Annotated in this window: 13 protein-coding genes; 9 read left to right on the forward strand and 4 right to left on the reverse strand. The window is 69.0% G+C overall.

The window, feature by feature from the left end; all coding sequences use genetic code 11:
- The coding region (locus C666_RS19375; RefSeq protein WP_004343846.1) for a Spy/CpxP family protein refolding chaperone at positions 1 to 438 on the reverse strand (438 nt) is incomplete at its 3' end.
- A 154-nt stretch (positions 439 to 592) separates the two neighbouring features.
- Between C666_RS19375 and C666_RS16520 the strand changes: the two genes are divergently transcribed.
- From C666_RS16520 to C666_RS16545, 6 genes are all read left to right on the forward strand, one after another.
- Positions 593 to 1,309, forward strand: a complete 717-nt coding sequence (locus C666_RS16520; protein ID WP_004343847.1) for a response regulator transcription factor — start codon at positions 593 to 595, stop codon at positions 1,307 to 1,309.
- The gene (locus C666_RS16525; protein WP_004343848.1) at positions 1,306 to 2,499 is read left to right on the forward strand and encodes a HAMP domain-containing sensor histidine kinase; all 1,194 of its coding nucleotides are present in this window, start codon (positions 1,306 to 1,308) and stop codon (positions 2,497 to 2,499) included. Before C666_RS16520 ends, C666_RS16525 begins: the two co-directional genes overlap by 4 nt.
- 93 nt (positions 2,500 to 2,592) lie before the next feature.
- A complete protein-coding gene (locus C666_RS16530) occupies positions 2,593 to 4,077 on the forward strand; it encodes an efflux transporter outer membrane subunit (protein WP_211206768.1) in 1,485 nt (494 codons plus the stop codon).
- A gap of 92 nt (positions 4,078 to 4,169) precedes the next feature.
- Positions 4,170 to 5,357 (forward strand): efflux RND transporter periplasmic adaptor subunit, encoded by a 1,188-nt coding sequence (locus C666_RS16535; protein WP_211206769.1) that lies wholly within the window; start codon positions 4,170 to 4,172, stop codon positions 5,355 to 5,357.
- Positions 5,354 to 6,112, forward strand: a complete 759-nt coding sequence (locus C666_RS16540; RefSeq protein WP_004343854.1) for an ABC transporter ATP-binding protein — start codon at positions 5,354 to 5,356, stop codon at positions 6,110 to 6,112. Before C666_RS16535 ends, C666_RS16540 begins: the two co-directional genes overlap by 4 nt.
- Positions 6,112 to 7,329 carry an ABC transporter permease gene (locus tag C666_RS16545; RefSeq protein ID WP_004343855.1) on the forward strand — a complete coding sequence of 406 codons (1,218 nt, stop codon included), beginning with the start codon at positions 6,112 to 6,114 and terminating at the stop codon, positions 7,327 to 7,329. The genes C666_RS16540 and C666_RS16545 overlap by 1 nt, the downstream gene beginning before the upstream one ends.
- A 77-nt stretch (positions 7,330 to 7,406) precedes the next feature.
- Here the strand turns inward: C666_RS16545 and C666_RS16550 are convergent, their stop codons facing one another.
- The 3 genes from C666_RS16550 to C666_RS16560 form a co-directional block, all read right to left on the reverse strand.
- Positions 7,407 to 8,090 (reverse strand): DNA-3-methyladenine glycosylase I, encoded by a 684-nt coding sequence (locus C666_RS16550; RefSeq protein WP_004343857.1) that lies wholly within the window; start codon positions 8,088 to 8,090, stop codon positions 7,407 to 7,409.
- A 139-nt stretch (positions 8,091 to 8,229) separates the two neighbouring features.
- On the reverse strand, positions 8,230 to 8,733 hold the full coding sequence (locus C666_RS16555) for a GNAT family N-acetyltransferase (RefSeq protein ID WP_004343858.1): 504 nt from the start codon (positions 8,731 to 8,733) through the stop codon (positions 8,230 to 8,232).
- Positions 8,730 to 9,014 carry a type II toxin-antitoxin system TacA family antitoxin gene (locus C666_RS16560; protein WP_004343859.1) on the reverse strand — a complete coding sequence of 95 codons (285 nt, stop codon included), beginning with the start codon at positions 9,012 to 9,014 and terminating at the stop codon, positions 8,730 to 8,732. Before C666_RS16560 ends, C666_RS16555 begins: the two co-directional genes overlap by 4 nt.
- Positions 9,015 to 9,194: 180 nt before the next feature.
- Here C666_RS16560 and C666_RS16565 point away from each other — a divergent pair, with 180 nt between their 5' ends.
- The 3 genes from C666_RS16565 to C666_RS16575 form a co-directional block, all read left to right on the forward strand.
- The gene (locus C666_RS16565) at positions 9,195 to 10,484 is read left to right on the forward strand and encodes a sigma-70 family RNA polymerase sigma factor (RefSeq protein ID WP_004343860.1); all 1,290 of its coding nucleotides are present in this window, start codon (positions 9,195 to 9,197) and stop codon (positions 10,482 to 10,484) included.
- Between the two features lie 116 nt (positions 10,485 to 10,600).
- Positions 10,601 to 12,976: a TonB-dependent siderophore receptor gene (locus tag C666_RS16570; protein WP_004343861.1), complete on the forward strand. Its 2,376-nt coding sequence runs from the start codon at positions 10,601 to 10,603 to the stop codon at positions 12,974 to 12,976.
- Positions 12,977 to 12,982: 6 nt separating this feature from the next.
- Positions 12,983 to 13,190, forward strand: a 208-nt coding sequence (locus C666_RS16575; RefSeq protein WP_004343863.1) for a hypothetical protein, incomplete at its 3' end; no start/stop codon positions are given.

Raw genomic sequence — 13,190 nt, forward strand, 5'->3', positions numbered from 1 at the left:
GGGCCCGGCGCCCGGCCCGGGTCGCGCCTCGGCGCGCTCCGCCTCCAGTGTCTGGCGCTGCGCCGGGCTCAGCACGGCGCGCGAACGTGCGTCGAGTTCGGTGCGTGCGAGCAGCAGGGCGGCCAGCGCGCGTCCGTGGCGTTCGGCGGCGGCGCGGGCGCGCGTGGCGTCGAGGGATTCGGCTTCGCCCAGCGCGCGCAGTTCGCGCAGGGCAGCATCGGCCTCGCGCTGCAACTGGCGCAGCCGGGGCGCCTGGGCGTGGTGCAGGTCGAACAGCTGGTCCTGCTGGGCGTCGCTCAGTTCGATGCCCGGCGGAAGCCGGGGCCCCGCAACGAAGGCCGGCGGTGCTGCGCCGGGGGCGGCCGAGGCGTGCAACGACACGGCCAGCAGCGCGATGGCCAGCCAGTACGGGAAGCGTCTGGAAATGATGGTGGGCATGATGTCTTTCCTCTGCGAGTTGGGAGTCCGCCGCCGGTCTCAGGCGACGGCGCGGCCATTCTCGGCAGGGGGCGGATCAAGCGCCGTTGCGCCGGGGTAAAAACGGGTAAAGAGGCATGGCCGTGCATCTGGGCGCTGCCCTATGATGGGCGCCATGAATCCGATGGAAACCGCCGCCACCCCCGCATCCCGCGTGCTGCTGGTGGACGACGACACCGAACTGCTCGAACTGCTGCGCGACTACCTGGAAGGCGACGGCTTCGCCGTCGAATGCGCGTACGACGGCGTCAGCGGCGTGGCCGGGGCGCTCTCCGGGCGCCACGACATCGTCGTGCTCGACGTCATGCTGCCGGGCCTGGGTGGCATCCAGGCGCTCAGCCGCATCCGCGCCGAAAGCCTGCTGCCGGTGTTGATGCTGACCGCGCGCGGCGACGACACCGACCGCATCGTCGGCCTCGAACTGGGCGCCGACGACTACGTGCCCAAGCCGTGCACGCCGCGCGAACTGTCGGCGCGGCTGAAGGCCATCCTGAAGCGCGTGGATGCCTCGGCACGCACCGACGCCGCGCGCCAACTGGTGGCCGGCGACCTGTGCCTGCGTCCCGGCCGGCGCAGCGCCGAACTGGGCGGCGTGGCGCTGGAACTCACCAGCACCGAGTACTCGCTGCTGGAAACCCTGGTGCGCCACGCCGGCCGGCCGGTGAGCAAGCAGACCCTGTCGGAAGAGGCGCTGGGGCGCCCGCTGGCACGCTTCGACCGCAGCATCGACGTGCATATCAGCCGCATCCGCCAGAAGCTGGGCCATTTCGCCGATGGCCGCGCGCGCATCCAGACCGTGATCCGCCGGGGTTACCAACTGGCCGACGAATGAGACCGGGCAACGCGCGCAACGGCGGCATGGGCCGCCTGTTCTGGAAATTCTTCTTCTTTTTCTGGCTGGCCCAACTGGTCACCTCGCTGGGTGTGGGGGTGACCATCTGGCTGCTGCGGCCGGACAGCGTTGCGTCGACGCCGGCTTTCCCGCACCCGCCGCCGGGCATGTTTGCGCCGGGTCCACCCGCGGGGCGGGAGCATCAGCCCCCCTTTCCGGCGTCCGCGCCGCAGCCGGACCGCGCTCGGCCGCCGCCCTGGATGCCGCCGCTGATGCCGCTGATGGCCGGCAGCGTGGTCAGCCTGCTGTTCGCCGCGCTGCTGGCGTGGTACTTCGCACGGCCCATCCGCAAGTTGCGCGGCGCCTTCGAGGCGGTGGCCGCCGGCCGCTTGGACACCCGCATCGGCGACTCGCTGGCCGGGCGCGACGATGAACTGGCGCGCCTGGGACAGGATTTCGACCGCATGGCCGAACGCCTGCAGGATCTGCTCGACGGCCGCCAGCGCCTGCTGCACGACGTCTCCCACGAACTGCGTTCGCCGCTCGCCCGCCTGCAGGCCGCCGCCGATCTGGCGCGTCAGCGTCCGGAACGCGGCGAGTCCTTCATCGAGCGTGTCGAACGCGAAACCGTACGCATGGACCGCCTTGTCGGCGAACTGCTCACCCTGGCGCGCCTGGATGCGGGCATGGCGGAAAGCGTCGCCGAAGAGGTCGACCTGGCCGAGCTCATCGCCCGCATTGCCGAGGATGCCGAGCTGGAAGGCCGCGTGCGCGGCTGCGCCATCGGCGCCGAGGTGGACGAGGATCTGCATGTCGCCGGGCATCCCGAACTGCTGCACCGCATGCTGGAGAACGTGGTGCGCAACGCCGTGCGCCACTCGCCGGAGCATGGATACGTGCATATCGGGGCGCACGCGGACCCGGGGCGCGGCGCGGCCGTAGTGGACATCGCCGATACGGGGCCCGGTGTGCCGGAAGAGGATCTGGAGAGCATCTTCCAGCCCTTCCGGCGCGGCGAGGGCGCCGCGGCCGGCGGCTACGGGCTGGGGCTGGCGATCGCCCGCCGGGTTGCCGAGGCTCATGGGGGCGGCGTGAGTGCCGCCAATCGCCCCGGTGGCGGCCTGAGGGTGTCCATCTCCCTGCCGCTGGCGGCGCGCTCCACCACACCCTCCGGGGAGGGCGGCGGCTGACGCGCACGCGTCTGCCCGCTCGCGGACTCGCTCCGGTTTTTCGGTCTTTTTTCGTTTAAGGTTGCGGACACTTTTTTCATGCGGATTTTCGACGTGCCGAAGTCATTCCTCCCATGCGCCGTCGTGGCCGTGGTGCTGGCCGCCTGCGCCACGCAGCCCTATGCCCCGGCCAGCGGCGATCTGCCCACCGTGCCGGCGGCCTGGACCGAAGCGCCGGATGCGGCCCCGGTGGCCGGTGGCGAACGGCTGGCTTACTGGTGGCGGCACTTTGGCGATGCCGAACTGAGTGCGCTGGTAGATCTGGCCCTGGAGCGCAACAACGACGTGCGCAGCGCGCGCGCCGCGTTGCGCCAGGCACGCGCGCAACGCGCGGTGAGCGCGGCCGGCCTGCAGCCCACGCTGGATTTCGCCGGCTCCGCGCAGCGCGCGCGCACCGACAGCCAGCCCGCCGACAACCAGTTCCAGGTGGGCGTGGATGCCGCCTGGGAGGTGGACCTGGCCGGCGGCCAGCGCGCCGGGCTGGCCGCCGCCGAGGCCGATCTGCTGGCCAGCGCGGCCTCGCTGGACGACACCCGCGTATCGATCGCCGCCGAAGTGGCGCTGGCCTACATCGACCTGCGCGGCAATCAGCAGCGCCTGGCGGTGGCGCGCGCCAACCTCGCCAATCAGGAAGAAACCCTGCAGATCACCCGCTGGCGCGAGCAGGCCGGGCTGGTCACCCAGCTGGAGGTGGAGCAGGCGCGCACCTCGGTCGAGCAGACCCGTTCCAGCCTGTCCAGCCTGGAGTCGGCCGTCGCGCAGACGCTCAACAGCCTGGCGGTGCTCTGCGCGCAGACGCCCGGCGATCTGCGCGCCCGCTTGCTGGACGCCTCCGGCGGGGCACTGGCGGCGATGCCGCGCCCGGCCGACACTTTGGCGGTGAGCCTGCCTGCCGACACCTTGCGCCAGCGCCCGGACGTGCGCGCCGCCGGGCTGCGCGTCGAAGCTGCACGGGCGCGGGTGGATGAAGCCCAGGCCGCGCGCTACCCCAGCCTGCGCCTGACGGGCTCGCTCGGCCTGTCGGCGTTGACTCTCGGCGCGCTGGACAGCGCCGGCGTGGCCAGCAGCCTGCTCGCCAGTGTCGGCCTGCCGCTGTTCGACGGCGGCGCGCGCGCCGCCCAGGTGGAGGTGCGCGACGCCGCGCTGGAGCAGACCTACCATGCGTACGGCGCGGCGGTGCTGACCGCGCTGGGCGAGATCGAGAGCGCGCTGACCGCGCTGCGCACCTCGCGCGACAGCCTCGCCAGCCTGACGCTGGCGGCCGGGGCCGCCGCCAATGCCGACGAACTGGCCGGCCAGCGCTACGCCAGCGGGCTGGTGGATTTCCAGGTGGTGCTGGATACCCAGCGCACCCGCCTCAACGCGGAAGACGCCGTGGCCAGCGCCGCCGCGCAACTCGCCGCCAACCATGTGCAGCTCTACAAGGCGCTCGGCGGCGGCTGGTCTCCGCAAGCCACGCTCGAATCCATGCCTGAATTCACGCCCGCCGCCGCATCCGTGCCGCTTACCGCAACCGCAGCCCCATCTTCCGCACCATGAACACGACTCGTACCGACGCTTCCGCCTCCCTTTCGCTCGACGATGAACCCACCCGCCGCTGGTGGCGGCGCCCCGGCACATGGATCGCAGCCGTGCTGCTTTTGCTCGCATTGCTGGGCGCGCGCTTCTGGCTGGGCCAGGGCGGTGCCGAAGGGCCGCAATACGTCACCGAAGGCATCACGCGCGGCACCCTGCGCCTGTCGATCAACGCCACCGGCACCCTGCAGCCGACCCGCACGGTCGAGATCGGTAGCGAACTGTCCGGCACCGTGGCGCGCGTGCTGGTCGACGTCAATGACCGGGTCAAGGCCGGCCAGGTGCTGGTCGAGCTCGATACCGCCAAGCTGCGCGACGAAGTGGCACGTGCGCGTGCCAGCCTTGCCAGTGCGGAGGCCAAGATCGTCGAGTCGGCGGCTACCGTGGGAGAGCAGCGCAGTACCCTGAGCCGCCTGGAAGAGGTCTCCCGCCTGTCCGGCGGCAAGGTGCCCTCGCGTACCGAGCTGGATGCCGCCCGCGCCGCGCTGGCGCGTGCCCAGGCGGCCGAGACTTCCGCCCGCGCCGCGGTGGTCGAGGCCAAGGCCGCGCTGGCCACCAACGAGACCAATCTCGCCAAGGCCTCGATCCGATCGCCGATCGACGGCGTGGTGCTGACCCGTGCCACCGATCCGGGCAACGCGGTGGCCGCCTCGCTGCAGGCAGTCACCTTGTTTACGCTGGCCGAAGACCTGTCGCGCTTGAAGCTGGAAGTGAACGTGGATGAGGCCGACATCGGCCAGGTCGCGGTGGGCCAGCAGGCCAGCTTCACCGTCAGCGCCTGGCCCAACCGGCGCTACCCGGCCACCGTGACGCGGGTGGATTTCGGCTCCACCACCACCGACAACGTGGTCACCTACACCACCACGCTGGACGTCGCCAACGAGGACCTGTCGCTGCGCCCCGGCATGACCGCCAGCGCGATCATCACCGCCACCGAGCGCGAGGACGTCATCCTGGTGCCCAACATGGCGCTGCGCTTCACTCCGGCACCGACCGCCACGGGTGCCGGCGGCGAGGAGCGCGGGCTGGTCGGCAGCCTGCTGCCGCGCCCGCCCCAGCAGACCGTCGTACCGCGCAGCGGCGGCGCCGAGGCGCGCCAGGTTTGGGTGCTGCGCAACGGCCAGGCGGTGGCCGTGCCGGTGAGCACCGGGCTGTCCGACGGCCGCAGCACGGAAATCGTCAGCGGCGAACTGCAGCCGGGCGAGCAGGCCATCGTCGACCAGCGCAGCGGAGCCGCGCGGTGAGTACCGCGCACGCGGAAGACCTGCCGTTGATCCGCCTGCGCGGCCTGACCAAGGTCTACGGCCAGGGGCAGGCCGCCTTCCAGGCGCTCAAGGGCGTGGATCTGGACATCGAGGCCGGCGACTTCGTCGCCATCATGGGGCCCAGCGGCTCGGGCAAATCCACCGTGATGAACACCCTGGGCTGCCTGGACACGCCCACCGGCGGCGAATACCTGTTCCACGGCCTGCATGTCGAGCGCCTGGGCCGCGACCAGCGCGCCCGGCTGCGCCGGCGCTACCTGGGCTTCGTGTTCCAGGGCTTCAACCTGCTGGCGCGCACCTCGGCGCAGGAGAACGTCGAACTGCCGCTGCTCTACCGCGGCGAACCGGCCGCAGCCCGCCACCGCGCCGCGCGTGCCGCGCTGGCCTCGGTGGGCCTGGCGGGCTGGGAGCACCATACCCCGGCCGAACTCTCCGGCGGGCAGCAGCAGCGCGTGGCCATCGCGCGCGCCATCGTCACGCAGCCGGAAGTGCTGCTCGCCGATGAGCCCACCGGCAACCTGGACACCCAGCGCAGCCACGAGATCATGGAGCTGCTGTGGCGGCTCAACGAGGAGCAGGGCATCACCGTGCTGATGGTCACCCATGAACCGGACATGGCGCGCTACGCCCGCCGCATCGTACATTTCGTCGACGGATGCATCGACAGCGACACGCGCAACCCCGAGCCCGGGCCGCAAGCGCGCCATGCGGCACCAGTGCAGGAGGCCGGCTGATGTTGCTCAACACCTTGCTGCTCGCGCTGCGTGAAATTCGCCGCAACCTGCTGCGCTCCTTCCTCACCATTCTCGGCATCGTCATCGGCGTGAGCGCGGTGATCACCATGGTCACCCTGGGCAACGGCGCCACGCGCGCGGTGCAGCAGCAGATCGCCGCGCTGGGCACCAACCTGCTGATGGTCATGCCCGGCCAGCGCCTGGGGCCGGGGCGCAGCAGCGCCGGCGCGCCCACCTTCAAGGAAGCCGACGTCGAAGCCATCCGCCAGCAGATCGGCGGCGTCAACGTGGTCGCCCCGCAGCTGATGTCCAGCGTCACCCTGGTGGCCAACGGGCGCAACTGGTCGTCCACCATCAACGGCACCAGCAACGAGTACTTCATTTCCAACAACTGGACGCTGGTCTCCGGCCGCCAGTTCGAGGAAGCGGAGGAACGCGCCGGCAGCGCCGTGTGCGTGATCGGCGAAACCGTGCGCCGCGAACTGTACGGCAGCGCCAGCGCCACGGAGGTGCTCGGCCAGCCGCTGCGCATCAAGAACTTTTCCTGCGAGATCATCGGTGTGCTGCTGTCCAAGGGCCAGTCCGGCATGGGCAGCGACCAGGACAACATGGTGGTGATGCCGCTGCGCACCGTGCAGCGGCGCATCTCCGGTAGCCAGCGGGTGGACGTGCTGCTGGTGTCGCTGCAGGAGGGCAGTGACAGCGAGCGCGTCAAGGCCAGCCTGACCAATCTGCTGCGCGAACGGCGCAACCTGTCCGACACCGACGAGGACAACTTCAACATCCTCGACACCCGCCAGTTCGCCGACGCCATGGCCGGCACCACCCAGGTGATGACCATGCTGCTCGGCGCCGTGGCCGGCGTGAGCCTGCTGGTGGGCGGAATCGGCATCATGAACATCATGCTGGTGAGCGTCACCGAGCGCACCCGCGAGATCGGCATCCGCCTCGCCATCGGCGCACTGGAGCGCGAAGTGCTGCTGCAGTTCCTCATCGAGGCGGTGGCCCTGGCCGCGCTGGGCGGGCTGATCGGCGTCGTGCTGGCTACGCTCGCCTCGCTGGCGCTGTCCGCCATCATGCAGATGCCCTATGTGTTCGACCCGGGCATCAACGTGCTGTCCTTCGCGTTCTCCGCCGCCATCGGGGTGGTGTTCGGCTACTTCCCGGCGCGGCGTGCGGCGCGGCTGGATCCGATCGAGGCGCTGCGGCACGAGTGAGCGGCGGGCGCGGCGGTACGTGGCTGCTCATGACATCAAGCGGGTTCTGCCCTTGGGTGAAGCGGAAACGAGGATGGCTAGAATCTCGGGTTGATGCTCAAGGAGAGCATGGCCGACAGCTGGCACAGCGGCCTTCCCGACGTCTGCTGCAATTCGTTGAAAGCGTCCTGCACGACCTGCATGTCGCGCTGGCTGGTGGGTTCGTGGCCAATGATGCCTGCGGCCACCAGGCGTGCAAGCACGTCGCTGGTCAGTAGAAAAGTGTCCTTGCCGACCAGGCGCAAGAATCCGGCGGCCGAGCGTCCGCCCAGGCGGGCGCCCCGTTTGCCCAGTAAACGCCACAGGCCGATGATGTCGGCGCTTGGCCAGCCGGCGATGAACGTGCCGAAGCTGCTACCGTGCTCCTGGCGGACGTCCAGGATGAATTGTGCGTTCTGGGGGATGGTCCGCAGTTTGGCGAGATGGCGGATGATCCGCTCGTTTTTCATATGGCCTTCGATCTGCTCCGGGCTGAGCAGCGCCATTTTCTCGGGCGCAAAGCCCCAGAAGGCTTCTTCGAAGGCAGGCCACTTTGCATCGACTACCGAGTGCTGCATGCCGGCCTGGAATACCCGCCGGCTCATGGCGGAAAGATAGCGATCATCGCCTTTCTGCTTCAATTCTTCGGGGGTAAGCGCTTTGGGCAGGAAAGCCTCCATGGCTTCGTCCGATTCAAAGCGCTTGCGTACGGTGTCGTGAAGCCAGCGGTAGTCAAGGGCCATGCTTGCCTCCTTTTGTTCCGGCATTGAATGCCTCGTGGAATTTGGTGATGCCTTGCGGCATGGAGTGCGAGAACGAAATACAACGCATCTTCATCGCGCAATGTATCCATGTGGATTGCCCATATGAGCGGCCCGTCGATTACGCCGCTCCGGCAAAACGCCGTGCATCCTTGAGCAGCAGGATCAACTGCCCCTCACGTACCGGCGTCGGCTCGAAGCCGAAGCGCTGGTAGAAGGCATCTGCCTGGGCGTCGACCGGGTGTGTCAGCAAGGCGCGGATGCCCGCCTGTTCCGCAATGACCGCCGTTCGCAGGATGGCGTCCTGCAGCAGGCTGAAGCCCAGGCCTTTGCGCTGGTAATCGAGGTCGATGGCCAGCCTTGCCAGGATCACCAGCGGAATCGGGTACCGGCCCATGCCGCGACGGACACGCTCGGGTGTTTCCAGCGTATCGATCTGGCCAACGGTCAGGCTGTAGTAGCCGGCAACCCGGTCATCTTCGCAGACCACGAAGGTTCTCGCCGAGCCACTGGCTTGCGCCTGGCGTGCATGGTGCAGCAGCCAATGGGTGAGTGCCGGTTTGCCGCAGTCGAAATCGTCCAGGCGATGGTGCGCACCGAGTGCTTGCGGCTTCGACGGCTTCATTTACCGGCCCAGACCGGGCGCCGGGAAAAAAGGTCGGCCAGTCCGGGGTTGTCCGATTCCGGGCGATCCAGCATGTCCATGAGCGCTTGATACTGGCTGCCGGAAACCATGAACAGGCGCTGGTCGAGCAAGGTCTGCTCGGCGGCCTGGCAGGCGGCATCCAGAATGAAGTCGGTCAGCGACTTGTGTGCAGCCTCGGCCGCCCGACGCAGCACGGCCTCCTGTTCAGGCGTTGCGCGCAGGCCGAGCCGGGCAGAGCGGGCGGAAGTGGCGGTGGGCATGGCAATGCCTCCTTGTTCAGGTACATTGGCCGCCATGTTAGTACAAATGACGCAGTGCAGCCAGTTGCGGTCGAGCTGAGCAACGCCGCAGGGCATGGGCGCCGGGCGGGGCACTCAATGTTTGAAATGAGAATCAGTCGCACATAAAATCTCCGTTTTCCCTTTCCTCCAGGAAACACGGTGCCCGGCTCTGCTTCCAATCCCTTGCTGTCCTGCTATCAGGAGCATTACACAGGTCTGCTGCACTTCCTGATCAAGCGCACCGGCTGCCGCGAAACCGCGCACGAACTGGTGCAGGAAACCTGGCTCAGCCTGGCCGAAAAACCGCTCGACAGCCTGCCCGAATCCGCCGGGCAGGATTGGCGCGCCTACATCTACACCGTCGCCGCCAACCGCGCCATCGACCATCAACGCCATGCGCGGCGTACCTGCGAGCGCTTTGCCGAGCTGCCGGACGGTGTGGAGGCCGAGGCCGGCGCGGGCAGCGACGTGGTCCGCCGCTACGCCCACCGCGAAGCCCTGCGGGCGGTGCAGGCCTGCCTTGCCGGATTGCCCGAGCGCACCCGCGACATCTTTCTGGCCGACCGCCTGGAAGGCGAGAAGCGCGAAGACATCGCCCGGCGCCACGGCGTTTCGCTGGCCACGGTGGAACGCGAGATCATGCTGGCGATGGACCACGTCGAACAGGCCATGCTGAACTGGCAGGGCGACGCGGCGCCCGAGCGCAGGGGGCGGCGCCGGAATCTCGCGCGCCTGCTGGGGGTCGGGGCCGGTGTGGCGGGGCTCCCCGCGCTGTGGCAGCTCTGGCGCCACTGGATGCCGGTGTATCGCGCCGACTTCGCTTTGGTCCCCGGGCGTTTCCACGGCGAAGCCCTGCCGGACGGCAGCACCGTGCTGCTCGACGGTGCCAGCATCATCGCGCTGGCCTACTACCGCACGCGGCGCACCGCGCACCTGCGCCAGGGCGGCGCCTTCTTCGCTGTCGCGCCGGACAGTGCGCGGCCTTTCACCGTCACCGCGCTCGACGTCTCGGTGGAGGTGCTCGGCACGCGCTTCGCCGTGGACATCGAACGCAACTGGGTGCGGGTGGACGTCGAATCCGGGCGCGTCCAGGTGCTTGCCGGCGACGGCGGCCAGCGTCTGCTCACCGCCGGGCAGAGCGCGCGCGTGCGCGCCGGAGGTAGTTTCGTCGAACCCAGCGGGGCCGGGCAGGGCGCCGCCGCTCCAGTGGCGCCTTGGCGCGAGGGCTGGCTGGACTTCCAGCACACCCCGCTGGCGCTGGTAGCCGAACGCCTGTCGCGCTACAGCACCGAGCCGCTCCAGGTTGCACCGGCCGTCGGCGGACTGCCGGTGATCGCGCGCGTCAACATCGCTGAGCGCGACAACTGGCTGCGCCTGTTGCCCGCCATTCTGCCGGTGGAAGCGCGCCAGGGCGTCGATGGCGGCTGGCGCATCGACGCGCGGCGCTGAAGCCGGCGCCGCCGTGCGCGGGTAGGAACTGCGTGGTGCGTGAGGGTAATTTTCGTCTCGTTCGTTCTGCGGATTGAAGCCTCATTTTTTCAATCCGAACAGGAACACGTCCCGCTATGAAGCTACGCAAGACCTTGCTGGCCGCCGCCGTCCTTTCCCTCGGCATGCATGCTGCTGCGGCATCCGCCGCGCCTTTCGATCTGCCCGCCCAATCCCTGGACCAGGCACTGGGCGAATTCGCCCGCCAGGCCGGCCTGCAGTTGCTGGCCTCTCCATCGCTGACGCAGGGCCTGCAAGGCCGGCCCGTCACCCGCGCCACCAGCGTTTCCGACGCGCTGGTGCAACTGCTCGCCGGCACCGGGCTGCATGGGCGGGTGGAGGGTGGGGCGCTGATCATCGAACGCGCCGGGGGCGAGGCGGTGCTGCCGGCGGTGTCGGTGACGGCGCAGGGGCTGGGCGGTGCTCACGATGCCTCGCCGGTGGCCACGCGCAGCTACGGTTCCACCAAGACCGATACGGCGATCGTCGAGATCCCGCAATCGGTTTCCGTGGTCACCCGCCAGCAGATGGACGAGATGGGCGCGCAGAGCGTGGAGCAGTCCGTGGGCTATCTGGCCGGGGTGGGCACGGGCATCTACGGCAAGGACAGCCGGGTGGACGAAATCTGGGTGCGCGGCTTCCGCACCGGCAGCTTCGCCAACAACATGTACGTGGATGGCCTGCGCCCGCCGGGCAGCAGCGCCGGTGCCGCCGCGCTGTCCACGCGCTTCGACAGCTACGGCCTGGAGCGCGTGGAAGTGCTGCGCGGCCCCTCGTCCGTGCTGTACGGGCAGGTCACCCCCGGCGGCCTGGTCAATATCCGCAGCAAGCGGCCGCCGCAGGAAGCACAGCACCAGGTGGGCTTGCAGACCGACAGCGAAGGGCTGATCCGCGCCAACGTGGACATCGGCGGCCCCCTCGACGACGAGCGCACGTGGCTGTACCGGCTGGTCAGTTCCGCCTCGCGCACGGACACGGAGGTCGATCATGTGGAACTGGAGCGCTTCTTCTTCAATCCCAGCCTGACCTGGCAGCCTTCCGCGCGCACCTCCGTCACCCTGCTGGTCAATCACCAGCGCGATCGCGGCGGCGCTACCTGGCAGCGTCTGCCGGTGGTCGGCACCTACCTGGATTCGCCCCATGGCAAGGTGTCGCGCAGCTTCTTCCAGGGCGAGCCCGACTTCGACCGCTACGACCGCGACCAGACCGCCGTCGGCTATTCGCTGGAGCAGTTCATCGGCGAATCCGTCAAGCTGCGCCAGAACGTGCGCTACATCGAGGTGGACATGAACTACGACAGCGTGTCGCGCCGCAGCCTGGGGGCCGATGGCCGCACCCTGACCGGCAACGCGGAATCGCACGAGAACCACAGCAAGGGTTTCAGCGCGGATACCAACCTGCTCTACGCGCTGGAAACCGGCGCGGTCGCGCACATGCTGCTGGGCGGCTTCGACTACCAGAAGGTGGACATCGAACTCGCCTCGGCCACCGGCACGGTCGGCCCGCTGGACCTGTACGCGCCGGTGTACGGCTCGCCGGTGGTGATCGGCGAGCGCACGCCCAACTCGGAGAGCGGCCGCATCCAGTCGGGCGTCTATCTGCAGGACCAGATGTTCTGGAACAAGTGGACCTTGACCGCCGGCCTGCGCCACGACTGGGCCAGGACCAGAACGGTATCGCTGCGCAGCAACACTCGCACCAGCGAGTCCACCGAGGCCACCACCGGCCGCCTCGGCGTGACCTACCTGTTCGACAACGGCGTGGCGCCCTATGCCAGCTATTCGACCTCCTTCGTGCCGTCCAGCGGCGAGGACTACCATGGCAAGGCCTTCGATCCGGTGGAAGGCAAGCAGATCGAGCTTGGCGTCAAATACCAGCCGCCCGGCAGCCGCAATCTGGTCACGGCATCCCTCTACGAGATGACGCAGAGCAACATTCTCACCCCCGACCCCGATCCGACGCATACCTGCAATGGCGGCCTGTGCCGCGTGCAGACCGGCGAGGGCAGGGTGCGCGGCTTCGAACTGGAAGGCACCTACGCGCTGACGCGGGCGTTGACCCTCAGCGGCTCCTACACCTACATGGATACCGAGGTCACCGAGAGCAACAGCACCGACCTGGGCAAGCGCCTCGCGCACGTGCCCAAGGAGATGATGGCGGCACGCTTCGACTGGCGCGCCGCGCGCGGCCTGCACCTCGGGCTGGGTGCGCGCTACACCGGCTCCTCGTACGGCGACAACGCCAATACCCTGAAAAACGCCTCGCGCACGCTGGTGGATGCCTCGCTGCGCTACGATCTGGCGGAACTGGATCAAAGCCTGCGCGGCCTGCGTCTGAGCGTGAGTGCCAGCAATCTGTTGGACAAGGAATACGTCACCTGCAACGGCCTCACTTCGTTCTGCTTCTATGGTGCGGGCCGGCTGGTTTCCGCCACCCTGAGCTACGACTGGTGACTGACCATGAGCCCGGTTGATCTTCTCAAGCGGCGCGGTGTCCTGCTCGGGCTGTCCGCCCTGGCACTGCCCCGGCCCCTGTGGGCGCGGAGCGCCGCGGACGAAGCACGCCCGCGCCGCGCCAGCCAGACGCCCGCCGAAACGATCGTGGATGAGCGGGTGGAAGCGTTCCCGCTCAACAGCCCCGAACATAGCGGCGAGCCGTGGCGCATCC

Origin of the sequence: Thauera linaloolentis 47Lol = DSM 12138 (assembly GCF_000310205.1) — a bacterium.
GTDB classification, from domain to species: Bacteria; Pseudomonadota; Gammaproteobacteria; order Burkholderiales; family Rhodocyclaceae; genus Thauera; species Thauera linaloolentis.